The sequence below is a fragment of the Campylobacter sp. 10_1_50 genome (assembly GCF_000238755.1).
In the GTDB taxonomy this organism is placed as follows: Bacteria; Campylobacterota; Campylobacteria; order Campylobacterales; family Campylobacteraceae; genus Campylobacter_A; species Campylobacter_A concisus_R.
Genome location: NZ_JH414888.1, coordinates 470269 through 494548 on the forward strand (window position 1 = coordinate 470269; position 24280 = coordinate 494548).

24 protein-coding genes, 1 tRNA gene and 1 pseudogene are annotated in these 24280 nt (G+C 40.9%); 14 read left to right on the plus strand and 12 right to left on the minus strand.

Features of this window, described 5'->3' with window-relative positions:
- Nucleotides 1-61: 61 nt before the first annotated feature.
- Both HMPREF1019_RS06615 and HMPREF1019_RS06620 read left to right on the plus strand, forming a co-directional pair.
- Complete coding sequence (locus tag HMPREF1019_RS06615; RefSeq protein WP_009294932.1) at nucleotides 62-1159, plus strand: CinA family protein; 1098 nt, start codon at nucleotides 62-64, stop codon at nucleotides 1157-1159.
- 90 nt (nucleotides 1160-1249) lie between these two features.
- Nucleotides 1250-2500 (plus strand): pectate lyase family protein, encoded by a 1251-nt coding sequence (locus HMPREF1019_RS06620; RefSeq protein ID WP_009294933.1) that lies wholly within the window; start codon nucleotides 1250-1252, stop codon nucleotides 2498-2500.
- Nucleotides 2501-2576: 76 nt separating this feature from the next.
- Here the strand turns inward: HMPREF1019_RS06620 and HMPREF1019_RS06625 are convergent, their stop codons facing one another.
- Nucleotides 2577-3260 (minus strand): hypothetical protein, encoded by a 684-nt coding sequence (locus HMPREF1019_RS06625; RefSeq protein WP_009294934.1) that lies wholly within the window; start codon nucleotides 3258-3260, stop codon nucleotides 2577-2579.
- Nucleotides 3261-3442: 182 nt separating this feature from the next.
- Here HMPREF1019_RS06625 and topA point away from each other — a divergent pair, with 182 nt between their 5' ends.
- The 4 genes from topA to crcB all read left to right on the plus strand — a co-directional run bounded on the left by topA (nucleotide 3443) and on the right by crcB (nucleotide 7917).
- Nucleotides 3443-5557 (plus strand): type I DNA topoisomerase, encoded by a 2115-nt coding sequence (gene topA / locus HMPREF1019_RS06630; RefSeq protein ID WP_009294935.1) that lies wholly within the window; start codon nucleotides 3443-3445, stop codon nucleotides 5555-5557.
- 60 nt (nucleotides 5558-5617) lie between these two features.
- Nucleotides 5618-6337: a leucine-rich repeat domain-containing protein gene (locus HMPREF1019_RS06635; RefSeq protein WP_009294936.1), complete on the plus strand. Its 720-nt coding sequence runs from the start codon at nucleotides 5618-5620 to the stop codon at nucleotides 6335-6337.
- Nucleotides 6338-6724: 387 nt separating this feature from the next.
- Complete coding sequence (locus HMPREF1019_RS06640) at nucleotides 6725-7564, plus strand: biotin synthase (protein ID WP_009294937.1); 840 nt, start codon at nucleotides 6725-6727, stop codon at nucleotides 7562-7564.
- Nucleotides 7564-7917, plus strand: coding sequence for a fluoride efflux transporter CrcB (gene crcB, locus HMPREF1019_RS06645; RefSeq protein ID WP_009294938.1), 354 nt, complete (start codon nucleotides 7564-7566; stop codon nucleotides 7915-7917). The genes HMPREF1019_RS06640 and crcB overlap by 1 nt, the downstream gene beginning before the upstream one ends.
- 393 nt (nucleotides 7918-8310) lie before the next feature.
- Here the strand turns inward: crcB and HMPREF1019_RS06650 are convergent, their stop codons facing one another.
- Entirely contained in the window at nucleotides 8311-8793 is a 483-nt protein-coding gene (locus tag HMPREF1019_RS06650) for a hypothetical protein (RefSeq protein WP_009294939.1), read from the minus strand.
- Between the two features lie 116 nt (nucleotides 8794-8909).
- On the opposite strand from HMPREF1019_RS06650, the gene HMPREF1019_RS06655 reads away from it, so the two are divergent.
- From HMPREF1019_RS06655 to HMPREF1019_RS06665, 3 genes are read left to right on the plus strand one after another with little or no spacing between them, the layout of a single operon-like run.
- The gene (locus HMPREF1019_RS06655; protein ID WP_002940802.1) at nucleotides 8910-10073 is read left to right on the plus strand and encodes a cation:proton antiporter; all 1164 of its coding nucleotides are present in this window, start codon (nucleotides 8910-8912) and stop codon (nucleotides 10071-10073) included.
- 2 nt (nucleotides 10074-10075) lie between these two features.
- Complete coding sequence (locus tag HMPREF1019_RS06660) at nucleotides 10076-11353, plus strand: citrate synthase (RefSeq protein ID WP_009294940.1); 1278 nt, start codon at nucleotides 10076-10078, stop codon at nucleotides 11351-11353.
- On the plus strand, nucleotides 11350-12153 hold the full coding sequence (locus HMPREF1019_RS06665) for a 3'(2'),5'-bisphosphate nucleotidase CysQ family protein (protein WP_009294941.1): 804 nt from the start codon (nucleotides 11350-11352) through the stop codon (nucleotides 12151-12153). Before HMPREF1019_RS06660 ends, HMPREF1019_RS06665 begins: the two co-directional genes overlap by 4 nt.
- A 2-nt stretch (nucleotides 12154-12155) precedes the next feature.
- Here HMPREF1019_RS06665 and HMPREF1019_RS06670 read toward each other — a convergent pair whose 3' ends face one another.
- From HMPREF1019_RS06670 to HMPREF1019_RS06705, 8 genes are read right to left on the minus strand one after another with little or no spacing between them, the layout of a single operon-like run.
- Nucleotides 12156-12620: a hypothetical protein gene (locus tag HMPREF1019_RS06670; RefSeq protein ID WP_009294942.1), complete on the minus strand. Its 465-nt coding sequence runs from the start codon at nucleotides 12618-12620 to the stop codon at nucleotides 12156-12158.
- A gap of 1 nt (nucleotide 12621) precedes the next feature.
- Entirely contained in the window at nucleotides 12622-14178 is a 1557-nt protein-coding gene (locus tag HMPREF1019_RS06675) for a methyltransferase domain-containing protein (protein WP_009294943.1), read from the minus strand.
- 9 nt (nucleotides 14179-14187) lie between these two features.
- Complete coding sequence (locus HMPREF1019_RS06680; RefSeq protein ID WP_009294944.1) at nucleotides 14188-14685, minus strand: redoxin family protein; 498 nt, start codon at nucleotides 14683-14685, stop codon at nucleotides 14188-14190.
- 36 nt (nucleotides 14686-14721) lie between these two features.
- Nucleotides 14722-15396, minus strand: a complete 675-nt coding sequence (modB, locus tag HMPREF1019_RS06685) for a molybdate ABC transporter permease subunit (protein WP_009294945.1) — start codon at nucleotides 15394-15396, stop codon at nucleotides 14722-14724.
- Nucleotides 15396-16253 carry a sulfate/molybdate ABC transporter ATP-binding protein gene (locus tag HMPREF1019_RS06690; protein ID WP_009294946.1) on the minus strand — a complete coding sequence of 286 codons (858 nt, stop codon included), beginning with the start codon at nucleotides 16251-16253 and terminating at the stop codon, nucleotides 15396-15398. The genes modB and HMPREF1019_RS06690 overlap by 1 nt, the downstream gene beginning before the upstream one ends.
- Nucleotides 16254-16255: 2 nt before the next feature.
- Entirely contained in the window at nucleotides 16256-16645 is a 390-nt protein-coding gene (locus HMPREF1019_RS06695; RefSeq protein ID WP_009294947.1) for a TOBE domain-containing protein, read from the minus strand.
- The gene (gene modA / locus HMPREF1019_RS06700) at nucleotides 16642-17397 is read right to left on the minus strand and encodes a molybdate ABC transporter substrate-binding protein (RefSeq protein ID WP_009294948.1); all 756 of its coding nucleotides are present in this window, start codon (nucleotides 17395-17397) and stop codon (nucleotides 16642-16644) included. The genes HMPREF1019_RS06695 and modA overlap by 4 nt, the downstream gene beginning before the upstream one ends.
- Entirely contained in the window at nucleotides 17398-18180 is a 783-nt protein-coding gene (locus HMPREF1019_RS06705; protein WP_009294949.1) for a TOBE domain-containing protein, read from the minus strand.
- Between the two features lie 154 nt (nucleotides 18181-18334).
- Between HMPREF1019_RS06705 and HMPREF1019_RS06710 the strand changes: the two genes are divergently transcribed.
- From HMPREF1019_RS06710 to HMPREF1019_RS06720, 3 genes are read left to right on the plus strand one after another with little or no spacing between them, the layout of a single operon-like run.
- The gene (locus HMPREF1019_RS06710) at nucleotides 18335-19051 is read left to right on the plus strand and encodes an MlaA family lipoprotein (protein WP_009294950.1); all 717 of its coding nucleotides are present in this window, start codon (nucleotides 18335-18337) and stop codon (nucleotides 19049-19051) included.
- 2 nt (nucleotides 19052-19053) lie between these two features.
- On the plus strand, nucleotides 19054-19656 hold the full coding sequence (locus tag HMPREF1019_RS06715) for a Tgt2/MlaC family protein (protein WP_009294951.1): 603 nt from the start codon (nucleotides 19054-19056) through the stop codon (nucleotides 19654-19656).
- Nucleotides 19656-22106, plus strand: a complete 2451-nt coding sequence (locus HMPREF1019_RS06720; RefSeq protein ID WP_009294952.1) for an efflux RND transporter permease subunit — start codon at nucleotides 19656-19658, stop codon at nucleotides 22104-22106. Before HMPREF1019_RS06715 ends, HMPREF1019_RS06720 begins: the two co-directional genes overlap by 1 nt.
- A 2-nt stretch (nucleotides 22107-22108) precedes the next feature.
- Here HMPREF1019_RS06720 and HMPREF1019_RS06725 read toward each other — a convergent pair whose 3' ends face one another.
- Nucleotides 22109-22684: a BON domain-containing protein gene (locus tag HMPREF1019_RS06725; protein ID WP_009294953.1), complete on the minus strand. Its 576-nt coding sequence runs from the start codon at nucleotides 22682-22684 to the stop codon at nucleotides 22109-22111.
- A gap of 75 nt (nucleotides 22685-22759) precedes the next feature.
- Between HMPREF1019_RS06725 and HMPREF1019_RS09995 the strand changes: the two genes are divergently transcribed.
- A tRNA-Sec gene (locus tag HMPREF1019_RS09995) sits at nucleotides 22760-22857 on the plus strand.
- A 12-nt stretch (nucleotides 22858-22869) separates the two neighbouring features.
- Here the strand turns inward: HMPREF1019_RS09995 and HMPREF1019_RS06730 are convergent.
- Nucleotides 22870-23082: pseudogene (locus HMPREF1019_RS06730) on the minus strand (molybdate ABC transporter permease subunit); the annotation flags it as partial.
- Nucleotides 23083-23190: 108 nt separating this feature from the next.
- Here HMPREF1019_RS06730 and HMPREF1019_RS06735 point away from each other — a divergent pair.
- On the plus strand, nucleotides 23191-24279 hold the full coding sequence (locus HMPREF1019_RS06735) for a nicotinate phosphoribosyltransferase (protein WP_009294955.1): 1089 nt from the start codon (nucleotides 23191-23193) through the stop codon (nucleotides 24277-24279).
- Nucleotide 24280: the final 1 nt, after the last annotated feature.

Genomic DNA, 24280 nt, shown 5'->3' on the forward strand with positions numbered 1-24280 from the left:
ACCTGTGCTGGTTAAATCACACTGAAAAATAGTATAATGAGGCAAAAAAAGGAGCTTAAAAATGAGACAAAGTATCTTGATAATAGGCGAAGATCTTGAGATAAATAGAGAATTTCTAAACTACATTTTTCAAAGTTACGAGGATCATTTTGGCGAGCTTGGAGTGGTCAGTTTTGCTCCAAAAAATAGCAAAGAGCTACCTTTTATCATCGAAAATTTATCAAAAGATTACGACTTTGTAAGCATTTTTGGCTCAGATGAAAATTTTGCCATCGCTGCAAAGATCGTAGCGACGCTAACTGGGGGTTCGCTCGAGCTAAAAGATAGCACGACACTTGCACTTAAAGATAGCTTAGACTACTCTAAAAATAGCTTTTTAGCCAGCCTAAATAACGCTCAGATAAATCTCATAAAAGCTAATCCAAATGAAGAACTGGGCGAGTTTCTCACCGAATATGAGCCTGATTTTAGCTACTTTCATCTAATAGACATCGACGCTGATAGCGCGAAGATCCTTATGCTGCCACTTGCTAAAACTTATGAGGTCGATATCACTCTTGCGCAGATCCTGCCAAATTTGATACTAGTAAGGGCAAAAAGCAATAAATTTGGCCAGATCGAGAGCTTTTTACAAGGGGTAAAAACGCTATTTTCGAAAAAATTTATCCCGCAAAAAGATGTGATCAAATTTGTAGCAAAAAAGCTCATGCAAAAGGGGCTTAAAATTTCATTTGCCGAGTCTTGCACGGCTGGGCTTGCGGCGGCTAAATTTGCAAGATATGGCGGCATCTCAGCCAGCTTTGATGGCTCTTTGGTGACTTATGCAAACCACATAAAGCACGAGTGGCTGGGCGTTGAGGATGAAATTTTAGATACTTACGGAGCCGTGAGCGAGCCTTGTGTAAAAGCGATGGTAAAAGGCACGCTAAGCACGACAAATGCAGACTTCGCGCTTGCTATTAGCGGTATAGCTGGACCAGGTGGGGGCACAGCTAGCAAGCCAGTTGGCACAGTCTACGTCGCAGCTGGCGATAGAAACGGCAACATCGAGGTTGAGAGGCTACTTTTAAAAGGGGGGCGCAACTACATTAGAGAGCAAAGCGTGCTAAGTGCCTATCTATGTTTGCTTCGCCTAAAAAGCGAGATATTTTTCGCGTAAATTTTATCTTTTTTAAAAATTGCACTAAATTTAACGGCGACATTCGCAATAAAATATCAAAAATAAAAAGCCAAATTTAGGAGGCTAAAGATGTTTAAAAAGATATTGTTACTCGCCATTAGTGCGTTATTTGCATTTGGCGCTGAGGCACAAGCAGGCGAGATAAAAGCAAGTGACTCGCCTTTTGGCTACGCTAGCATTGGTGCGGAGCAAAATTTTGGCGGATACGCCGGCAAAGAGAGTAAAGAGGTCACCGTAAAAGAGAGACAAGAGCTCGTAAAATACGCCAAAATGGGTGGCTACGTCATCTATGTAGATGGGCTCATAGACCTTAGCGAAGGCAAGATCCCGCAAAATGGCAAGAGCGAGGGGCTGGATAAATTTATAAGTGAGATTAGCGGTGGCGAGTTTGACACTTATACTAAATTTATGCAGGCTTACGGCGCCTCATGCCGTGCATTTTTAGATGGTTCGCAAGATCCAAAGCTAGCAGCGCTTCGCAAAAATTTAGCCAACGAGTACAAAAAGCTCATCGTAGTGCCGGTAGCTAGCAATACCACGATAATCGGCCTAGGCGAAAACTCAGGCATAAAAGGTGGCTCACTTTTGCTAAAAAATGTCCAAAATATCGCGATCCGCAACATAAAGATCGAAGATGCTTTTGATCCATTTCCAGATGTACAAAAAAATGATGGCTTTAACGCGCAATATGACGGCGTTAGCATAGAGTCAAGCAAAAACATCTGGGTAGATCACTGCCATTTTAAGGATACTGTTGAGCTTAGCCATGTGCATTTAGCTGGCGGAGAGCTTACCAAATGGCAAACTTATGACGGGCTATGCGACATTAAGGGGGATAGTGCGGCTATCACGATCTCACACAACATCTTTGAAAACCACGACAAAACGATGCTAATAGGCTCAAGAGACTCAGACGGTAGCAGCGAAACAAGGACGATAACGGTCGCTCATAACATTTTTGACAACTGCGCACAACGCCTACCTATGGCACGCAATGCAAAGGTGCACATCTATAACAACTTTTACAACTCAAAAGATGGCTTTTATGACCAAAAATACGCCATTGGCGTGCGCTTTGGCTCGCTAATATACGCTCAAAACAACTACTTTACAAATGGTGTCAAGATAAGCTACAAATGTAACAAAGGCACCATTTTTGAAAGCGGCAACATAGACCTTTCTAAAAAAGGCAGCGTTTGCGAAAAGCTAACCAAGCCGCCATTTGAGCCTCCATATAAATTTGAGCTCCTCGAAGCTTCAAACGTCCAAAAAGAGGTAAATCAAAACGCTGGCACAGGCAAACTAGCCGTCATAAAATAATATCACCAAAGCCCCGAGCTAGCCAAAACGCTTGGGGCTAAATTTCTCAGCCTCAAAGCCAATAAAAAGATAAATTTCACCCCTTTTTATAGGCATTTTCAACTCTTTTTTTATACTCTTTTGCACTTTCAAGTGCCTCTATAAACTCGCCACTAACCGCCCTTAAAGCGTCATTTTGAAGCTCACTCTCATCTTTAAACGATCTAATCCTTGGCGTAAAAGCGACCTCATCATTTCTAAAATCAGCATCTTTTAGATCAAAATTTAAATTACTTATTTTGCTATTTAAGATATGCAAGGCACATTTTCTTGGTCCAAAGATGAAATTTCGCTCTTTTAATGGCTTCAAGCTCCTTACCAAAATGCCGCCATAAAGTGCTGGCTCGCTCTTAAAAGAAATGTCAAAACCAAAGTTATGAAAGTAAATTTCGCCCGCCTCGCACGATCTTTTGTAGGTGTTTGCATCAAAGCAGGTGTAAATTTCAAGCTCGCTAAATTTATACTCCGCGCCGCTTACAACTAAGATCTTGCTTTGCATAAGCTCACGCAAAAAGCCCTGAAATTTCGCGTCAAGATGCGCTTTAAAGCCCGCTATTTTAAAAAGCTCCACTCTTTGGCTCTTGTCCAAACTTTTAAAGCTATCTCGCCTGAGTGCTTGAAATTTTTCTTTATCAAAACAACTTTGCTTTAAAAACTCACTAAGCATCGCAACTAGATCAAATTTAGCAAAATAGCTTTTAAGTAGCTCGCCTGATAGCATTTTTGCTCCTAATTTTTTGGCATATTTTAAGGAATTTAGCTTTTAGATAAAAAGTAAATCTCACATAAATTATACATTTTATAAACATTTAATTACATTTAAAAATATTCAAAAAAGTTTATGAACTTAATCGATTTTATTTCTGCTACAATTACGCCAAAAAATTCAAAGGCTATATATAAATGAAAAGCTTAATCATCGTGGAATCTCCCGCAAAAGCAAAGACTATCAAAAATTTCTTAGACAAAAGCTACAACGTCATCGCCTCAAAAGGACACATCAGAGACCTGCCAAAAACGAGCTTTGGCATCAAGATAGAGGACGATAAATTTACCCCAGAGTATCGCATCAGCAGCGATCACTCCGCCATCGTAAAAGAGATAAAAGAGCTTGCTAAGGGCGCAGATGAAATTTACCTCGCGACCGATGAGGATAGAGAGGGTGAGGCGATCGCATTTCACATCGCAAATGCCATCGGCAAAGAGCCAACCAGCCTGCCTCGCATTGTCTTTCACGAGATCACAAAAAGCGCCATACAAAACGCTCTAAAAAGCCCAAGACACGTCGATATGAACAGCGTCAATGCCCAGCAAACAAGGCGCTTGCTTGACCGCATCGTTGGCTACAAGCTAAGCCCGCTTTTAAATTTAAAGATACAAAAAGGCTTAAGCGCTGGACGTGTGCAAAGTGCGGCACTAAAGATAATAGTCGACCGTGAGCGTGAAATTCAGGCATTTAAGCCAGTTGAATACTACACTATCGACACCGTTTTTAAAAAAGATCTAGACGCCGAGCTAGTTAAATTTGAAAATCAAAAGATCGAAAAGCTCACTATCCAAAATCCAGACCGCGCAAAATACATCATTGAAAATTTACAAAATGAGAAATTTAGCGTCCGCGAGATCGAGAGCAAGGATAGAAAGATCCAGCCAAGCCCGCCATTTATGACCTCAACCCTTCAGCAAAGTGCGAGCAACCGCCTTGGCTTTAGTCCTAAAAAGACGATGATGATCGCGCAAAGCCTCTATGAGGGCGTGCAAACAAACGAGGGCTTCATGGGTGCGATCACTTACATGAGAACTGATAGCTTAAATTTAGCCAAAGAGGCCGTCGCAGCCGCTAGAGAGCACATCCTTCAAAACTACGGCAAAGAGTATCTGCCAGCCAAAGCGATAAGCTACACAACAAGCTCAAAAGGTGCGCAAGAAGCCCACGAAGCGATCCGCCCTACAAATTTAAACTTCACACCGCAAATCGCGGCTAAATTTTTAGAAAAAGACGCGCTCAAACTCTACACGCTCATCTACAATAGATTTTTAGCTTGCCAAATGAGCGCATGTGTGAGCCAAACGCAAAACGTCTATGTCGCAAGCGAAAAAGGCGAGTTTAAGATAAGTGGCAGAAAGGTGCTATTTGACGGCTTTTACAAGGTTTATGGCGAGCTTGATAAGGATAAAATTTTGCCAAATTTAAAAAAGGGCGACGAGATGAGTTTGCAAAGCATAAAAAGCACGCAAAACTTCACCGAGCCGCCAGCTAGGTACTCTGAGGCTGGCCTTGTTAAAAAGCTAGAAAGCCTAGGAATTGGCCGCCCAAGCACCTACGCACCGACCATCTCGCTGCTAACATCAAGAGACTACGTGAGGATCGAGAAAAAGCAGCTCATACCAAACGAGATCGCATTTAGCATGATAGGCGTTTTGGAGGAGCACTTTAGCAACATCGTCGATAGCGAATTTACCTCACATCTTGAAGAAAAGCTCGATGAGATCGCACTTGACAAGGCTGACTGGCAAAAGGTGCTAAGCGACTTTTACTATCCATTTATGGAGAAGATCAGTGCTGGCAAAACTGGCATAAAAAGCCTAAAAACAGCCACTCCGATCGGCGAGAAGTGCCCAGAGTGCGGAAGCGAGCTAGTGCTTAGAAAGGGCAGATATGGCGAGTTTATCGCTTGCTCAAATTTCCCAAAATGCAAATACTCAAGAAACGTCGCAAAAGATAATGAAAAGAGCGCAGAAACTGGCTCTGCAACGGCTGCTAAGCCAAAACGCGAGCTTAAAAAGCTTGACGTGCCATGTCCAAAATGTGGCGGCGAGATCGTTGAGAGATTTAGCAGACGTGGTAAATTTTATGGATGTGCCAACTATCCAAAATGCGACTTCATCTCAAACTACGAGCCAGTCGCGCAAAAATGCGACGAGTGCGGTGGCGATATGATCAAAAAAGAGCTTAAAAAAGGCACATTTATAGAGTGCACAAAGTGCAAGAAAAAGACGCTTGTTTCTGAAAACTAAAAACTTCTAGCCAATTTTAAGCCTTTGAGCCTAAATTTGGCTTATAAATTTGGACTTTAAATGCCTGAAACTATCGTAGAAGTTAGCCAGTATAAAGGGCAAAAGAGCCTTGTGATAAACTGCACGCAGCTAGGGGACAGCTTCACACCGCAGTATAAAACCACCAAACAAAAAAGAGCGGTGCTTGATGAGTGGTGCGACTTTTTAAGAAGCGAGCAGGAGGCCTTTCATGAGCTTAGCTTTTGTACTAAAATGCCTCAAGAGCTCTTTGATGCGGTGTGCTGCCAAAGAAATTTAAAGAGCCTTCACATCAAATGGGGCTCGTATGAGAGCCTTGATGCGCTAGCAAATCTTTCTAGTCTAAAGAGCCTTTTTGTAGGCTCAGGAGCTATCGTAAAAAGCATAGCGCCGATCGCGACACTTACTGGGCTTGAAAGTCTTGCAGTGGAGAATTTTCAAAAGATAAGCGACTACTCTGTATTTTCAAATTTGCAAAATTTAAAGAGCCTAGAGGTCAGCGGCGACGGACTTTCGCCTAAATTTATCCACATAGATAGCTTAGAGTTTTTACGCCAGATGTCTGGGCTAACCAGCCTTGTGATCTTGGTGGCTAGGCTAAAAAGCAAGGACTACTCACCCATCTTATCTCTAAAATCCCTCACTCACCTAAGCTTGCCACCACAACATGCACTTTTTGGACTTTTTGACGAGCTTAGCGCTTTGCCAAATTTAAAAACAGGTCTTTTAAAAGAGAGAGCGGAAATTTATAAGAAAAGATGATGCTGTAAATTTAAATTTTTATCATAGTTTTATTTCAAAGGGCAAATTTTAAAATTCCATTCACTCGCAAGAATTGACTACTAAAATTTGGCTTCGCTTGCAGCTTAGCTCAAATTTTAGAGCCGAAATTACTCGTTCATGAAATTTTAAAATTTTTCAGAGCTTTTTAAGTCGCATGCAGTGCGCCAGCACCATTGCATGCCACTTCTAACGTTGTCGGGGTTAGGAGATTGTTAAGGGAGAAGGGAGCGACTTCGTAATTCAAGCCTCTTCCCCCTTAACAAAGGAATAAACATTTAAATTTACCTATTTTTCATAAATTCAAGCCACTCTACTTAAATTTTAAACCTACCAAAGCTATAATACTCCCCAAAAAAGGACAAAAAAATGAAGACAATTATGCTTTGTGCGATATGCTCCATCACGCAGGGAAACTGCGCTGAGGACTGCGCTTATTGCACGCAAAGCGCCAAAGCTGGCGCTCATATCACGAAATTTAAAGAAAAAAGCGTGCAGCAGGTGGCGGACGAGGCCAAAATGGCTTATAAAAACCACGCCCTTGGCTTTTGCTTAGTCACAAGTGGCGCTAGGCTAAATGACAAAAAGACCGACTACATCGCATCTTTAGCAAGAGCCGTGCATAAAGAAGTGCCAAATTTGATGCTCATCGCATGTAACGGCATGGCGACTTACGAGCAGCTTTGTGAGCTCAAAAATGCTGGCATTTTTAGCTACAACCACAACCTCGAAACTAGCCGCGAATATTTCTCTAAAATCTGCACAACGCACTCTTGGGACGAGAGATATCAGACAAATTTAGACGCAAAAAGGGCTGGGCTCATGCTTTGCACTGGCGGCATTTACGGCGTTGGCGAGAGCGAGGCCGACAGGGTGAGCTTTAGAGCCAGCCTAAAAGAGCTTGAGCCATTTTCGTCGCCTATAAATTTTTTCATAAAAAGTGACGCACTAAGGCTTGATCAGCCACCTCTTAGCGCGGATGAAGCCCTAAAAATCGTGCGTGAGACCAAAAGCGCGCTACCAGAAACTAGGGTCATGATAGCTGGCGGTAGGGAGAAGATATTAGGCGAGAGGCAGTACGAGATCTTTGAAAATGGCGCCGATGCGATCGTGATAGGTGACTACCTCACCGCAAAGGGCGAGAAGGCGAGCAAGGACATCGAGGAGCTTACAAAGCGCGGTTTTAGCTTTGCAAGTATCTGCCACTAATGCTTGTAAATTTGCTTTTTGCAGGGCTTGGAGGCTTTATCGGAGCTGGATGTAGGTTTTTAGCTGGCGAGCTGCTAAAATTTAGCCACTTTCCTCTAATCACACTTGGTGTAAATGTGCTTGGCAGCTTCATTATCGGCGTTTTATTTTGCTTAAATTTAAGCCAAAGCGTGAGGGTTTTCTTAGTCGTTGGCATACTTGGCGGCTTTACCACGTTTTCAAGCTTTAGCCTTGATAGCGTTAAATTTTTACTAGAAGGCGAACTCGTAAAAGGCTTTTTAAATATATTTTTAAACCTTAGCCTTTGCCTGATCGCAAGCTATTTTGGCATTTTGCTTGGTAAAAATTTGTGAGAGCTTGCAAATTTAACAGAGCTGTTTATAAATTTAAATTTTGTTAGATTTTTTAACTGCATGTGGCACGACAGTGCTATCGCATGCACCTCTAACGTGCGAGAGGGATTGAGGGATCAAAAGGGAGATAAGGGGACGGCCTCGTAACTCGAGTCCCCTTGTCTCCCTTTTGAATAATTTGAATAAAAAGAAAATTTGCAAATTTAATCAAACTATTTTTGCAAATTTTAAAATTCCATTCACTCGCAAGAATTGACTACTAAAATTTGGCTTCGCTAACCGCTTAGCTCAAATTTTAGAGCCGAAATTACTCGCTCATGAAATTTTAAAATTTACCAGAATTTCCTAAAAACAAAACTGCATGCATTGCGAAGCGTCGTCACATGCACCTCTCTATCTAGCTTCTACCTTTGGCATCTGCAGCATAAAATTTCTAGCTTCGCTTAAAAGCACTGGTTTGAGCGCATCCGCTGATGTTTGTGGGTCGTAAATTCTCTCATACGAAAGCATCAAAACTCCATCTTTTTTAAGCAAAAAGTGGATTATTTCTATATTTTTGCTTTTAGTTTCATCTTTTATAAGAGCTAAAATTTGATCATTTTCTTCGCTAAAAAGCACGTTTTTATCTTGCTTAAGAGCCTTTTTTAGCTCTTCTAGCTCGCTTTTTGTTTTAGCGTCTTTGTCAAACTTTACCTTAAAAGAGGCAAAGTGCTCGTCTATATTTTCGTTTTTTAAAAAGTAAAAGCTCTCATTTTTAACCACTTGCTTCTTATAAAATGTGCTCCCATCAAACCTAAAACTCTCAACCAAGCTTAGCTCATCTGCCAAAGAAAAGAGACCAAAAAGCAGCAAAACAAAAAGGCTAAATTTACGCATAAAATTTCACTCCAAATTTCTAAAAATAGCCGCCATTTTGCCCAAATTTCGCTTAGCTTAATCAAAAAATAACAAAGCTTTTTATACAATCAGGCATTTTTATTTTAAGGATCTTTTTGCAGTTACACCAAGCAAGCGAGCTTAGCATCCTTGTCGTTTTGGCATTTATCGTCTTTGCTTCGCCTTATATTTCTAAAATTTTACGCATCCCAGTCGCACCTGCTGAGATACTACTTGGCGCAGTTGCTGGCTACATCGGAGTTGTCGGCGAAAACGAGATGTTTAAGCTCATCAGCGAAGTTGGCTTTTTCTTTTTGATGTTTCTAGCTGGCATGGAGATCGATCTTAGGATGCTCATAAACATCGACCGTAAAATTTTGCGCCTTGGGCTCATCTACCTAGCGCTCATCTACGCTCTAGCCACGGCCTTGACGCTAGGACTTGAGCTTAGCCTGCTTTACATCATCATCATCCCGATAATGGCCGTTGGCATGATATTTACGCTATTTAAGGAGTATGGCAAGCAGCAAGAGTGGCTAAATTTAAGCATGCTAATAGCAACTATCGGCGAGCTTTTAAGCATCACGCTTCTAACCTTTACCGCTGCTTATTTGCAGTTTGGGGCGAGCATAAATTTATGGCTAACGATTGGCTATTTGATCCTATTTTTGGCTATCAGCGTGCTTAGCTTTAAAATTTTGGACGTGCTTTTTTGGTGGTATCCGGGGCTTAAAGTGGTGCTCATGCCGCACTACGACAAGGACGAGAAGGACATCAGGCTTTGCATCGCGGTATTTTTCACGATGATAGCTTTGATGCTATATCTAAATTTAGAAGTCGCCTTTGGGGCGTTTATCGCAGGTATGTTTATCACGACATTTTTTGATCACAAAAAGGACTTGCCGCACAAGCTTTCAAGCTTTGGATTTGGCTTTTTGGTGCCGATATTTTTCATCCACATAGGCTCGACTTTCAAGCTTTCAAGCCTAGGATCTAGCGAAGTGATAAAGGATGCTATTTTTATATTTTTAGCGATGCTTGGCACGAGAGTTGTATCTAGTTTGCTCTTTTTGGGCAAGCTTGGTTTTAGGGGGATATTTTTATTTTCAGTTTCGCAGTCTATGCCGCTCACTCTTTTGATCGCAGTTGCTACTATCGCACACAAATCAGGCGAGATAAGTGACTATTCTTACTCATCTTTCATCCTAGCGAGCCTCGCACAAGCTATAATAGGAGCTATAATCATCAAAATTTTAATGCAATCAAAAAGCAAGGAGTAAAAATGTCATCAAACACAGCCACACTAATCGACAACCGAACTGGCAAGAGCTATGAATTTCCTATCCTAAAAGGCACGATGGGGCCAGACGTCATCGACATATCGACCTTTTTTAGCGATACTGGGATGTTTACCTTTGATCGGGGCTACACCTCAACTGCGATGTGCCGCTCAGCCATAACCTACATCGACGGCCTAAAGGGCGAGCTCATGTATAGGGGCTATGATATAGCGTATCTGGCTGAAAATAAGACATTTTTAGACGTTGCCTACCTGCTTTTAAACAAAGAGCTACCAACGAGCGAGCAATACAGGGGCTTTAAAGATGAGCTTAAAAAAAGAAGCTTCATACATGAGGGCATGATGAAGCTATTTGATGCATTTCCAGACAAGGCGCACCCTATGGCGATCTTGCAGGCGGCAGTCTCTGCGCTAAGTGCCTTTTACTCAGACCACCTAAATATGGACAAACCTGAAGAGTATCACGAGATGGCTATGAGGATAATCGCTAAAATTCCAACGATAGCGGCCTTTAGCTACCGCTACTCACGTGGCCTTCCTATCATATATCCAAATTTAGATCGTGGCTTTACTGAAAATTTCCTCTACATGATGAGGGGCTATCCATACGAGCATGTCGATCTTAAGCCTATCGAGATAAAGGCGCTTGATACGGTCTTTATGCTCCACGCTGACCACGAGCAAAATGCCTCAACGACTACTGTTAGGACTGTTGGCTCTACGCATGCGCACCCATACGCATGTATAAGTGCAGGCATCGGCGCACTTTGGGGCTGGGCTCATGGCGGGGCAAACGAGGGTGTCATCCGCCAGCTTGAAGAGATCGGCTCGGTTGCAAACGTCGATAAATACATCGCTAGAGCAAAGGATAAAAACGATCCATTTAGGCTAATGGGCTTTGGTCACAGGGTCTATAAAAACTTCGACCCGCGCGCAAAGGTGCTTAAAAAGATGAGAGATCAGCTGATGGATGAGATCGGCATTAGCTCAGAGCTCATAAAGATCGCCAACCGCATCGAAGAGATCGCGCTAAATGACGACTACTTTGTAAGTAGAAATTTATATCCAAATGTTGATTTTCACTCAGGGCTCATCCTAAAAGCGCTTGGCATACCAAACAATATGTTTGCCGTCATCTTCGTGATCGGCAGGACACCAGGCTGGATCAGTCAGTGGATCGAGCTAAAAGAGCAAGACACTATAAAGATCGTCCGTCCAAGACAGCTCTACGTCGGAGAGACAAACAGAACACCAAAATGAGCGAGCTTTTAAATTTAGCCATCAAGGCAGCCATCAGCGCTGGGGGTGAGATAATGAAATTTTACTCATCTAATAGCCAGGCGCTTAAAGTCTGCCTAAAAGATGACAGCTCGCCACTAACTAGCGCTGATCTAGCGGCAAATGAGGTGATACTAAAAGAGCTAAGCAAAAGTGGGATAAAAATTTGCTCTGAAGAGAGCATCTTACAAGATAGCGACAAAGATGAGTTTTGGCTAGTTGATCCCCTTGATGGCACGAAAGAATTTTTAGCTAGAAACGGTGAATTTTGCGTTTGTATAGCGCTTATAAAAGAGGCTAGGCCGGTGCTTGGTGTCATTTTTATCCCAGTTAGTAAAGAGCTTTTTTACGCTGATGAAAACGGCGCTTTTAAAGAAATTTTAGGCACAAATGATGAGGTCGTAGAAAAACAAGATCTAAATGAAAAAGCTAAAAGCTTAAATAACTTCATCTTTTCAAGCAGAAGAGGCGAGACGAAGAGGGCTACGCTTATAAGAGATAGTTTAAATTTAGAGCAAAAATGCATTGGATCTGCCATTAAATTTTGCCGTTTAGCCGAGCTTGGCGGGATATATGTGAGATTTAGCCCTAGCTATCTTTGGGACAATGCTGCAGGTGAGGCGGTAGTGAAATTTAGCGGTGGCAAGGTCTTAAACGCTAGCGACAGATGCGAGCCAAGCTACAAGCTAGCGAATCTAAAAAGCCCATTTTATGTAGCTTTTGGCAAAAATGCCTTGAGCTTAGAGGATGAAGTTTTTAGGCTTATAGGGCAGGGAAGATAAGGCTACTTGCAGCTTATCTCACCACTCATCTTTAAAAATGCGCTCTCGTTTTGCTCTAAAAATTTATCTGCCGCTTCTAAATCCTGAAATTTATCTTTTAGTCTGATCACTAAAGTACCACATTTTAGCTCTCTAGCTCGCTCTAAACTGGCATCAAAGCTTTGCGTTAGATCATTTATGCTTTTTATCAAAAGATCGTTTTTGCCTAGCTCTTTTACGTTAAATTTAGCGTGTCTCTCAGCTCTTACTACGCCAAGATAGTTTGCGACTTTAGCGTTACTTATGTAGATGAAAACTCCCTCACGCAAGTTGCTGCTAAATGCCACTGCATCATCTTGTTCAAGTATCTTTGCAAGCTCTTCGCCGCCGTAGTTTAGGCTACTTTTAAGATTTAGATTTTTCACGCTTGGCTTGCTAGCACAACCTACTAGAAATATACAAAATATAAGAGCAAGAATTTTTTTCATTTTAAATTTCCTCAAGCAAATAGAGCATGCTAGCTATCTTTGCTGTGCCTACGATGTAGCCCTTTAAGTGAGTGACTAGTTTTTCGTTTTTAAGCTCTTTGCCATTTTTATCAGATATTTTTATGCTGTTTTCTTTTACAAATTTTAAACTCTTAGCTGTTATTTCTTCTAAGTTATTTTTACCATCAAGTAGTAAAAATATATAGTAATCAAGTCTGTCAAGACGTTCTCTAAGACCAAATTTGTTTGCAAAGATAATGTCGGCGTTATCTTTGTGGTTTAAAAAGTACTTTATATAGCCAGTTAAATTTGCCTTTAGTCTTGAGTAATTTGGAGCGTACTCTATATCTTTTAGCTCATCTTTTACGATCATTGCGCTTGCTGAGTTAGTTAAAAGCCTTACAAAAGCACTATAAACCATGAGCTTATCTTCTGGCAAAATCTCTAAAATTTGGGAGAGATTTATGCTTGCTGGATACATCTTATAAAAGACCTCGCAAAGCCAAGATATATCTTTGGGCATAAGAGCAAATTTATCATACCAGCCATCATCTTTTTTTACAAAGTCAGCCACTACGTGAATTTTATTAACATCGCTTGGACCTATTTGTTTGTTTGCCACGCTCTCATAAGCCTTAGCATGCACGATGAGACTTTGCCTAAAGACCTTGTTGCTAACTATATCCATAAACTGTTCTAGATCGATCCTATCTTTAAATTTGCTATCTTTATAGTTATCTACATGCTCTATGCCAATATCTGGTACAAAAAGATCTTCAAGTCCGTATTCGCAAAGATAGGCAAGCTCGTTTTTAACAAGCATGGCGTTAAAGTCTTTAAAGTAAAATGGATCGTTTATCTCTTCTAAAAACTCATGAGCTACGTAAAAATCATCCTTTTCAAGCACGCTATCTATCCAGTGAAGTAGCAATTTAGCAGGTATTTTATCTTCATAATTTTCACCAAGCTTCGTTAGCAATACCTCTTTATATACTAAAAGTGCCTCTTTGGCAGCCTTTAGCCTCTCTTCTGTGCTATCCTTGTCCTTTGCAGCAAGCAGCATAAGATCACGCACGACATCTTTTATCTTCCAGCCAGGATAGACATTGTAAGAGATAAACGCCACGCCGTTTTGGCTTAAATTTTCTCTTACGACTCTTAAAATAGCATCTTTCACAAAGTCAGGCACCCAGCTAAAGACGCCGTGAGCGATGATGTAGTCAAATTTCTCATCACTTTTAAACTCGCAGATATCGCCGTGGATTAGCTCTAAATTTTGCAGTCCTATCTCTTTTACGATCTCTTTACCACGCCTTATTTGCTCGCCGCTAAGATCGATGCCAACTACTCTTGCATTCTCGTTATTTACGGCAAATGGGATCAAATTTCCACCAAAGCTGCACCCTATCTCAAGCACTTTTGCGTTTTTGCAAGGCGGTGGATTGATGCCAAGGAGTGTGGCACAAGCCTCTAGTTTATAGGGCGCTGACTGCGCAAATGCTGCTGATTTATATGTTAGCTCGTCATAAGACTTTTCGATCTTGCTATTTTTGTCCATTTTCTATCCTTAGTAGTCTTCGTTTTTTATCTTCTCCAGCATATTTTTAGCGTCGTTTTCAGGTTCATCAATGATATATGCGCGCCTTATATTGCCACCTTTTATGATAAGTGTTTGACGAAAGTAAAATTTATGCCCATTTGAAGCTGCAAATACAGGCAATTCAAGCGCGCGCTCTAGCATAAACTCGCTATCATTTAAAAACATCACGCCAGTTGCGGTCTCTTCTTCAAATTTCTTTTGAGCCGCGATATCTTGGGAGCTGATGGCAACTACCATAAAGCCAAGATCGTTAAATTCTTTAAGAAGTTTTTTGTAGTTTATTGCTTGCTTGGTGCAACCCTTCATGCCCGCAGTTTTTTGTAGCTGCTCGCTTAAAAGCTCGAAGTCCTCACCTATCTTTGGATAGATAAAAACCACGCAGTCGTGGGTCCTTGCAAAGGCTGAAAAGTCAAATTCTTTGCCGTCTAAAGTCCTTAGATAGATGCTTGTAGGCACTTTTATCATGTTTTGTCCTTTAAAAATTTTATCTATTATATATCTTTAAGCTTTTTTTGAATTTAAAAAATAGACGATAAAAAGGACGAAAAAGCTGATTATTAGCATCAAAAGAGCGTAGATGTGAGCTTTGGTATAGTCAAGCATCTCAACCGCCTCAAATATCGCGATACTAGCGACCTTGCTCTCGCCAGCCACGCTGCCACCTATCATCAAAACCACGCCAAACTCGCCCATCGTATGAGCAAAACTAACAACGATCGCGGTTAGTAAATTTGACCTGATACTTGGCAAGATTACTCTAAAAATGGTCGTGAGCTTGCTTTTACCAAGGCTGTAGCTCGCCTCAAAAAGGCTCTTTTTTAGGCTATTTAGCCCAGCATAAATAGGCCCAAACATAAATGGCAGCGAGTAGATGCAGCTTGCTATAACAAGGCCCGTGAAGTTAAAAACTAGCCTCACGCCAAAGAACTCTTCGATAAATTTACCAAAGGCCGAGTAAGGCGAGAGAAAAATGAGCAAATAAAAGCCAAGAACGCTTGGCGGCAGCACCAAAGGTAGTGAGATGATGGACTCTAAAAATGCCTTGCCAAAGAATTTCTTTTGCGACATAAAGTAAGCCAGCGCTACGCAGAAGAAAAATAGGATAAAAGTCGTGATAAAAGAGAGTTTTAGCGAGAGCCAAAATGGCTCAAAATCAATATTTGCTAGCTCACTCATCATGCTTTTACCAAATTTACACCAAATGCTTTTGTACTAACCACCACCGTGTCACCAGCTCTTAGCCCACTAGCTTCTGCGCTACTTAGCACGACCTCGCAAATTTGACGGTTTATTAGCACGTTTGCTACAAAAATGGCGTCACACTTTTTGATCTCCAAAACCTTAGCATTAAATGCAAATTTTTGCGATCCTGCACTTTTTAAAAATATCTCGCTCGCACTGCCAGACCTTGAAATTTTGCCATTTTCAAGGACAAAAACCTTGCTGCAAAGCTTGTAAATTTCAGCTATGTCGTGACTTACTAAGATAACGCTCATCCTAAACTCATCGTGAAGCGCTAATAAATAATCCTGCAACTTCTCGCGCATGGCGTTATCTAGAGCACTTAGTGGCTCATCAAGCAGTAAAATTTCTGGCTTTCTCATCACCGCACGAGCGAGTGCCACGCGCTGCTTTTGACCGCCTGAAAGCTCGCCTATCTTGGCGTTTTTTAGGCTCTTTAGCTCGCAAATTTCAAGTAGTTTGTTTGCTAAATTTTCATCATTATTTGCAAAGAGTAAATTTTTAAATACGTTCATATTTTCAAAAAGGGCGTAGTCTTGAAACAAAAAGCCGATATTTCGCTTTTGTGGGGCTAAATTTGTCTTTTCATCAAAAAATATCTTATCTGCAACCTTTATCACGCCACTTTGTGGGGCTTCAAAGCCAGCGATGAGCCTTAAAATCGTAGTTTTTCCTCCGCCACTTGCTCCATAAAGTGCGACAAACTCGCCACTTTCAAAGGCAAGCTCAGCCTCAAGCATAAATTTACCGCCACCGCCATTTAGCTCTTTTTTGCAAGAAATTTCTATCATTTTTAAGCGCTTATGTGGATACTTGTTGATTTAACGTAGGCAAATACCTGCTCGCCTACCGCTAAATTTAGCCCTTTTAGAGCGTGATCTGAGATGATAGCCTCAAAGCAAAGCTGCTCACACTTTAGGCTAACTATGCTTAAAATTTCGCCGCGAGTTATGCCCGCGACTTCGCATTTTAGCTCATTTTCAAGCGAACTAGCCTCAAGTCTAAGCCTTGATAAGATGACGTCTGAGCTTTTGAAATTTAAGCTCACCTCATCATTTAGAGCAAATTTGCTAGCCTCATTTAAGGCTAGCATATATAAATTTATCCCTAAATTTAGGCACTCAAGCTCAAAAAAGCTGACGCCATCTTTGGATGAAATTTGAACGATCTTTGCTCTTATCATTTAGCTGGAACGTTGTAGCCAAATTTCTTGAAAATTTCTTTTGCTTTATCGCCCAAGATAAACTCATAAAATGCCTTAGCATCAGCGTTACCATCAGCATGTTTTAAGAGTACGATGCCTTGATCGATCGGAGTGTAGAGCTCTTGAGGTACGAAGATGTAGTTAGTGCCCTCTTTGTATTTTGCCATTTTATCGCTAAAAAGCGCGCTAGCAGCGATAAATCCAACATCTGAAGCACTTAGTGCCTGAGAAAGTGTCTCAGAAATTTTTTGAGCGTAGACGATGTTTTTCTCTACTTCGTCATAAAGTTTTGCATTTTTAAGAGCCTCGATACTAGCTTTGCCGTAAGGTGCGGTCTCTGGATTTGCTATTGAGATCGCTTTTAAGCCACGAACCACTTCGATGCCCTTTTTAAAGTCCACATCTCTTATAGAAAAGATCGCCACAGCGCCTTGTGCATAAACTTTTGGTGCAGCCACTGCAAAGCCTGTGTCGTAGGCCTTTTGTGCAAAGCCCATATCAGCAGCCATGAAGATATCAGCTGGAGCTGAATTTTGGATCTGAGTAACAAGGCCACCGCTTGCGCCAAGAGTTAGGTTGATCTTAGCGTCTGGATGAAGCTTATTAAACTCTTTTATAAGCTCTGGAAACGCGTAAGTCGTGTTTGCTGCGGCATAGACATTTACCTCTGCGCCAAGTGCGTTTATGGCAAGCAGAGCTGCCACACATAGAAATTTAAAAACCTTTTTCATTTATACTCCTATTATGATTTGAGATGATTTTACTATGGCTAAAAGTGTGTCACCAACGCCTATTTGCATATCCATCGCGCTATCTTTTGTGATGATGGCAGTTAAAGTTTGCTCATCACTTAGTTTTAGCGTGACCTCAGCATTTACAGCACCTATCTTTGCCTCGATGACCTCACCTTTTAGCTGGTTTTTAGTGCTTATTTTTAGATCAAGATCTTTTGCAAGGATGACAGAGGGTGCTTTAAAGATGAAAACGACCTTTTGACCCACTTTTAGGCCTAAATTTTTCTCGCTTTCAACTGTTATAGTCGCTTCAAGTGTGTTGCCATTGCTTAGCTTTGCGATGATTTCAGAATTTACAGCACCTCTATTTATACTAACGATCTCGCATGAGAGCTGATTTCTAGCGCTTAAATTCATACTCATCCTTTGTAAATTTATGATATCAACATCTTCAAAATCAACCTTTTGACAAATTTTTTGCAAAAAGTCCTTTTGCGTCTCGAGGATAGCGTCGTAAATTTTTATCAGTTTTTTGGCGTATGGGCTAAGCTCTGAACCGCTATTTTTCTTGTTGCCATCAGCTCTTATGATGAGAGGCTTGCTGCTTTTGTTATTTATCGTATCTAAGCAGTCCCAAGCGTTTTTGTATGATATACCGACAACCTCAGCCGCTTTTGTGATGCTTTTTGTCTCTTTTATCGCCTTAAGTAGCGCTATATGCTTTGCTAAAACCTGCGTATCTTCGCCTAGAAATAGCTCTAAATTTATATCTGCTTTCAAATTTTTAACCTCTAAATATATAATAATAATTTGCAAAGTATATCTAATTATATTAATACAAAAGCTTAAAATTACAAATTTTCTTTAATTTCTTGTAAAGTTTCAAGAGGATAAAATCAAGCTGTTTTTTATAAATAAATTTTAAGGTTTTATGATGAAATTTTTGCTCGCTATCTTTTGTAGCCTGCTTTTAGCCTGTGCCAGCGCCGATATAAACGCGACTAATGGCAATGAAAATGATGATTTTGATGTTGAGTTTGAAGCAAAGAAAGATGTTTTTGACCCACTTAGTGGCTATAACAGAGTGATGACAAATGTAAATGACTTTATCTACATAAACATGCTAACTCCAGTGGCAAAAGGCTACGCTTATGTCGTGCCAGCCACAGCTAGGACGATGGTTGCAAACTTCTTTGACAACCTCCTTTTCCCAGTGCGTTTTGTAAATAACTTGCTTCAGTTTAAATTTCAAAACGCGGGCGAAGAGACTCTACGCTTTTTGGCAAATACGATAATTGGCTTTGGAGGACTAACAGACGGGGCAAAATACTATGATCTAAAGGCTCACAACGAGGACTTTGGGCAAACCCTTGGCTACTGGGGGCTTGGAAGCGGCTTTCACATCGTTTGGCCTTTGCTTGGACCATCAAATTTAAGAGATACTGGCGGCTTGGTTGGAGACTATTTTGCCGATCCTATCAGCTACGTTGATCCTATGCTTTTGTCAGCTGGCATCAAGTCATATAGGGCGTTTAACAGCTTTTCACAAGATCCAACTGCTTATGAAAAACTACGCAAAGACGCGATTGATCTATATCCATTTTTACGCGATGCTTACGAGCAAAGACGCGATAAACTTATCAAGGAGTAAGTATGAAAATTTTAAAAATTATAGCGGCGATTTTACTTTTAGCAACTAGCCTTTTTGCCCTCTCAAAAGAGCAGATAAAGCCTGAGATAGAGGCAAAGACAACAAAGGTGATTGAAATTTTAAAAAATACAAATTTAGACAACAATGCAAAGACAAAAGAGATTTTTGCTCTGCTTGATCCATTTTTTGACTACAAACAGATGGCAAAGATCAGCCTTGGCAAGCGCTACAACAGCCTAAACGCCGACGAGCAAGCTAAATTTGACGCTGCTTTTGAGCAAAAGCTAAAAAACTCATACATCGACAAGCTTTTAGGCTACAAAGATCAAGAGATCCGCATAACAGGCCAAAGTGAGCCACAAAAAAATAGATATTGGGTCACATCTGAGCTTATAAATGACGGCAAAAGCTATGAATTTGTCTATAAATTTTACGACGCAAAAGAGCGCGGTTGGCTCATTTACGACCTTGATATCGTTGGTGTGAGCATCATTCAAACTTATAGAAGCCAGTTTGGCGACGTGCTAAACAATGGCGATTTTAATACGCTTTTACAAAAACTCAACGAAGCGGTTTTGCCTGATCAAAACAAAACTAATCCTTAATGCGACAAATTTTTAAATTTATCATTGCCAAAAACAAGCTTGTTATCTCGCTTGTGCTAGTTCTAAGTGTAGTTTTTGGCTACCTTAGTACAAGACTAAGCATAGACGCCTCAGCCGAGACCTTGCTGCTTGAGCATGACCCAGATCTAAAAGCCTATAGGCAGATCGCAAAGCGCTACGACTCGCCAGGGCTTTTGGTGGTCGCTTTCACCCCAAAAGATGATCTTTTTTCACCTAAAAATTTAGAGCTTATTAAAAATTTAAGCGATGAGCTAGCCAAAAACGATATAGTTAGCAGCGTCATCTCTATCTTAAACGTGCCACTTCTAAATAGCGTAAAAGGTGGCGTTACAGGCATCTTGGATCACACGCCAACACTAAGCGATAAAGATACAAATATCTCAAAAGCAAAGCTTGAGTTTGCAAAAAGTCCTATTTATAGCGGAAATTTGATAAGCAAAGATCTAAAAACCACAGCGATTGCCCTAAATTTAAAGCAAGATGAGAAATTTAACGAGCTTTTAAATGAGCGAAATTTACTTAGCCAAAAAGAGTCAAACGGCACTATCACGCAGGCTGAAAAAGAGAAATTTAAAGCGCTTTTAGCGGAGTTTAAAGCCTACCGTGATGAGCTTAGAAAGAGTGATCACAAAAACCTTGAAGCCATAAAGGCAGCCATCGCTAAATTTAACGCAAATGACGAGCTGTTTTTGGGCGGTGCGAATATGATCGCTGATGATATGATAGGCTTTATAAAGAGCGATCTTTTGGTTTATGGGCTAAGTGTTTTAGCGCTTCTTAGCTTTAGTTTGTGGCTATTTTTCAGACAGGTTAGATGGATCGTCTTGCCGATGTTTATCTGCGCGGTAAGTGCCATTTTTACGACCGGGATTTTTGGTATGTTTGGCTGGGAAGTAACGGTCATTAGCTCAAACTACATCGCACTTCAGCTAATTATCACCATCTCAACAGTCATCCACCTAGTCGTTAGCTACAGGGAATTTTATGCAAGACATCCAAAATACAGCCAAAATCAGCTCATCTACCTGACACTTCGTGACAAATTTTCTCCATCTTTTTGGGCGATATTTACGACAGTCATTGGCTTTAGCTCACTCATGAGTGCCGATATAAAGCCAGTTATCATGCTTGGCATTATGATGAGTGCTGGTATTAGCGTTTCACTTGTGCTTGCCTTTTTGCTATTTGGCGCGATAAATGTAAATTTAAAGAAGCTTGCCCCTGTTAGGACATTTGAAAATAGCTTTAAATTTACAAAATACTGCGCAAATTTAGCCCTAAACTCAAGAAAGATCATCTACGCAGTTTGCGTGCTAGTTGTCTGCTTTGGCGTTTATGGCATCAGTAAGATAAAGGTTGAAAACAGCTTCATTGGCTACTTTAAAGAGAGCACGCAGATCCGCCAAGGCATGCAGGTCATCGACACAAAGCTTGGTGGCACGATCCCAGTTGATGTGATAGTTAAATTTAAAGAGAGCGAGCCAAAACAAGAAAAAACTGATGAAAAAGATGACTTTGAAAGCGAGTTTGAAAATGACGCAAAGAGCGCAAAATACTGGTTTAACAGCTACCACACAAGAGTTGCAGAAAAAATTCACGACTATCTAAAAGAGCAAAATTTTGTAGGCAACGTAAGCTCGCTTGCAACGCTCATAAAGGCGATAAAGGAGCTAAATAACGGCGTTAGTGATGATTTTTTGCTAGCTGCGATGTATGAAAAGCTACCACTTGAGTATAAAACTATCTTGCTAAGTCCTTACGTGAGCGTCGAAAACGACGAGCTTAGATTTAGCCTAAGGATCGTTGATAGCGATCCAAAGCTTAGACGAAATTTATTTCTAAAAGAGCTTAGAGAAGGGCTTGCAGAGCTAACCAAAAACGATAACGTAAGCATCGAAGTTGTCGGCATGATGGTGCTTTATAACAACATGCTTCAAAATTTATTTAGCTCACAGGTTGATACATTTGGACTAACGGTTGCGATACTTTTTGTTATATTTTGCTTTGTTTTTAGAAGTATCAAGCTAGCAACCATCGCTATAGTTTCAAATTTGATTCCGCTTTGCACGCTCTTTGGCGTGATGGGATTTTTTGGCATACCGCTTGATGTGATGAGCATTACGATTGCTGCCATTAGTATAGGTATCGGCGTTGATGATATCATCCACTACATCCACCGCTTCAAAGAGGAGCTGCTTACAAAAGACGTTTTTGAGAGCATCAAGGCTGCGCACGCTAGCATTGGATACGCGATGTATTACACCTCATTTACCATTTTTCTTGGATTTAGCGTGATGATAACTAGCAACTTTATACCGACTATTTATTTTGGCTTGCTAACCGATCTTGTTATGGTATTTATGCTGCTTGGCGCGCTCATCATCTTGCCAAGTCTGATAGCAAGTTTTGTGAAAAAGCGCGAGGTATAAATTTATTTGATAACTTTGATGAATGAATAGACATCAGCCACGCCATCAATGTGCTTAGCGTACCAAATGGCGTGCTTTTCTTGCTCGATGCTATCTACCACACCGCTAAAAACAACGTCACAGCCAACGATGCTAACACGCACATTTGTGCCCTCAACGACACTATCTTTGAAGAGATTTTGCTTTAAATTTGCAAGTATGCTCAGACTATCACACGGATACTCGCTCTTTTTTACCCTAAGATAGGTGTAAATTTTTCGCACTCCGTCCGTGCTTTTGGCAAGCTCAACTAGCTTATCTCCTAACTCTTTACTATCAACAAGCCCTATGAGATAGGCGTTGCCATAAAAGACCTCTATCTCGATGTCGATGTTACTAAGTCCTTTTGAAAACAAAATTTTGCTTTGTAGCTTGCTTTGGATAAATTTATCACGAGAGATCGAGTAGATGCCGCGTTTATCGCGAGAAATGGAGTATGCGTCATATACATTTAGCGGCGCTGTTGCTGGGGTGAGGACTGAGGAGCAAGAGCAAAAAAATAAGACCAAAAATGCAAAAACGCTAAATTTAAAAATCATAAATCCTTTTGTAATTTCAAAAAGTTTATAGAAAATGGGCTAAAATTTATCTAAATCTGCTAAAATAACACACACGGAGGATAAAGTAATCTGGTGATGCTCACGGGCTTCAAACCCGATGACTGGGCGGTTGACCGTCTGGTGGGGAGTTCGATTCTCTCATCCTCTCGCCACTTTTACTTCTTTTAAATCCTGCTTTTTTCTAGCAAATTTATAATAAAAAATAAGATAAAACTAAGCACAACTAAAACAAGGCTTAAAGCGAGTGCCTGATCGCTTCTACCGTCATAGACTGCGTTGTAGATAGCAAGTGAGATGGTGTCTGTTTTGCCTATGATATTGCCACCTAAAATGAGCGTTATGCCAACCTCGCCAAGCCCTCGCGAGAGCGCTAGGATAAATTTTTGAGGCATAAAGATTGCTTTTTGCATAAATTCACTAGCCCTATTTTGCCTGCGCCAAATTTCGCCAAAATGGTATAATCTCGCAAAAACAAAAGGACAGACATGAACGAACTTGAGCTAAAGATGCAAGGCAAGATAGAGAGGCTAACAGATAAGACTTTTAGGCTAGATCCAAGGATCGGCGAGGGCTACTTCACGGCGAAATACTTTTTAAAAGTAAATGAGATAATTAAGCAAAACCTGCCTGATCAGCACGTGACGATGCAGTTTTTCCAAAGGCGTGATGATATCGTGCTTTGTGGCATCGACGAGGTTTTAGCTATCATCAATAAATTTGCCAAAAACCCAAGCGAGCTTGAAATTTACGCACTTGATGATGGCGATATCATAAATGCAAACGAGCCAGTTTTAAAGATAAGCGGCAAGTATGAAAATTTCGGCTTTTTAGAAAACGTCATCGACGCTACGCTCACTAGAAGAAGCTGCGTGGCGACAAACTCCAGAGATGTGATAAAAGCGGCAAATGGCAAGGACGTCTTTAGCATGGCAGACAGACAAGACGACATCTGCACTCAGCCAGGCGACGGCTATGCATCATTTGTAGGTGGCATCAAAAAGGTCGCCACAGACGCTCAGGGTGAGCTTACGGGGCTAAAAGGTGGTGGCACCATGCCTCATGCGCTCATTCAAATGTGCGGCGGAGACGTGGTAAAGGCTTGCCAAATTTACGCTAAAACCTTTGAAAACGAGCAGATCACGGCCTTGATTGATTACAACAACGACGTTATAGCAGACGCTTTAAAGGCTGCAAATGCCCTAAAAGATAGGCTTGGCGCGGTTAGAGTGGATACTAGTAAAAATTTGATAGATAGGTATTTTGAAGGCAAAGATACGAGCAAATTTGACCCGCACGGCGTTTGCAAGGAGCTTATATTTGCTCTTAGAGAGGCGCTTGATAAAGCTGGCTTTAAGCACGTTAAAATAGTCGTTAGCTCAGGTTTTAATCCGCAAAAAATGAGCGAATTTGAAAAATTTAACACTCCAGTTGATATTTACGGCGTGGGAAGCTATCTTGTTAAAAATGACATTTGTGGCTTTACAGGCGATCTAGTCGAGCTAAATGGCAAAAGTGAGGCTAAATTTGGTAGAAAAAATTTCGCTTCAGATAGGCTAAAAAGAGTTAAATTTTAGG

What these genes read in the sequence shown, in the direction of transcription:
- HMPREF1019_RS06735 (WP_009294955.1), top strand. Translation starts at nt 23,191, where the DNA reads ATGAACGAACTTGAGCTAAAGATGCAAGGCAAGATAGAGAGGCTAACA.
- HMPREF1019_RS06720 (WP_009294952.1), top strand. Translation starts at nt 19,656, where the DNA reads ATGCGACAAATTTTTAAATTTATCATTGCCAAAAACAAGCTTGTTATC.
- modB (WP_009294945.1), bottom strand. Translation starts at nt 15,396, where the DNA reads ATGAGTGAGCTAGCAAATATTGATTTTGAGCCATTTTGGCTCTCGCTA.
- HMPREF1019_RS06670 (WP_009294942.1), bottom strand. Translation starts at nt 12,620, where the DNA reads ATGAAAAAAATTCTTGCTCTTATATTTTGTATATTTCTAGTAGGTTGT.
- modA (WP_009294948.1), bottom strand. Translation starts at nt 17,397, where the DNA reads ATGAAAAAGGTTTTTAAATTTCTATGTGTGGCAGCTCTGCTTGCCATA.
- HMPREF1019_RS06660 (WP_009294940.1), top strand. Translation starts at nt 10,076, where the DNA reads ATGTCATCAAACACAGCCACACTAATCGACAACCGAACTGGCAAGAGC.
- HMPREF1019_RS06715 (WP_009294951.1), top strand. Translation starts at nt 19,054, where the DNA reads ATGAAAATTTTAAAAATTATAGCGGCGATTTTACTTTTAGCAACTAGC.
- HMPREF1019_RS06675 (WP_009294943.1), bottom strand. Translation starts at nt 14,178, where the DNA reads ATGGACAAAAATAGCAAGATCGAAAAGTCTTATGACGAGCTAACATAT.
- HMPREF1019_RS06625 (WP_009294934.1), bottom strand. Translation starts at nt 3,260, where the DNA reads ATGCTATCAGGCGAGCTACTTAAAAGCTATTTTGCTAAATTTGATCTA.
- HMPREF1019_RS06680 (WP_009294944.1), bottom strand. Translation starts at nt 14,685, where the DNA reads ATGATAAAAGTGCCTACAAGCATCTATCTAAGGACTTTAGACGGCAAA.
- HMPREF1019_RS06725 (WP_009294953.1), bottom strand. Translation starts at nt 22,684, where the DNA reads ATGATTTTTAAATTTAGCGTTTTTGCATTTTTGGTCTTATTTTTTTGC.
- crcB (WP_009294938.1), top strand. Translation starts at nt 7,564, where the DNA reads ATGCTTGTAAATTTGCTTTTTGCAGGGCTTGGAGGCTTTATCGGAGCT.
- HMPREF1019_RS06615 (WP_009294932.1), top strand. Translation starts at nt 62, where the DNA reads ATGAGACAAAGTATCTTGATAATAGGCGAAGATCTTGAGATAAATAGA.
- HMPREF1019_RS06695 (WP_009294947.1), bottom strand. Translation starts at nt 16,645, where the DNA reads ATGATAAGAGCAAAGATCGTTCAAATTTCATCCAAAGATGGCGTCAGC.
- HMPREF1019_RS06690 (WP_009294946.1), bottom strand. Translation starts at nt 16,253, where the DNA reads ATGATAGAAATTTCTTGCAAAAAAGAGCTAAATGGCGGTGGCGGTAAA.
- HMPREF1019_RS06665 (WP_009294941.1), top strand. Translation starts at nt 11,350, where the DNA reads ATGAGCGAGCTTTTAAATTTAGCCATCAAGGCAGCCATCAGCGCTGGG.
- HMPREF1019_RS06650 (WP_009294939.1), bottom strand. Translation starts at nt 8,793, where the DNA reads ATGCGTAAATTTAGCCTTTTTGTTTTGCTGCTTTTTGGTCTCTTTTCT.
- topA (WP_009294935.1), top strand. Translation starts at nt 3,443, where the DNA reads ATGAAAAGCTTAATCATCGTGGAATCTCCCGCAAAAGCAAAGACTATC.
- HMPREF1019_RS06640 (WP_009294937.1), top strand. Translation starts at nt 6,725, where the DNA reads ATGAAGACAATTATGCTTTGTGCGATATGCTCCATCACGCAGGGAAAC.
- HMPREF1019_RS06620 (WP_009294933.1), top strand. Translation starts at nt 1,250, where the DNA reads ATGTTTAAAAAGATATTGTTACTCGCCATTAGTGCGTTATTTGCATTT.
- HMPREF1019_RS06635 (WP_009294936.1), top strand. Translation starts at nt 5,618, where the DNA reads ATGCCTGAAACTATCGTAGAAGTTAGCCAGTATAAAGGGCAAAAGAGC.
- HMPREF1019_RS06710 (WP_009294950.1), top strand. Translation starts at nt 18,335, where the DNA reads ATGAAATTTTTGCTCGCTATCTTTTGTAGCCTGCTTTTAGCCTGTGCC.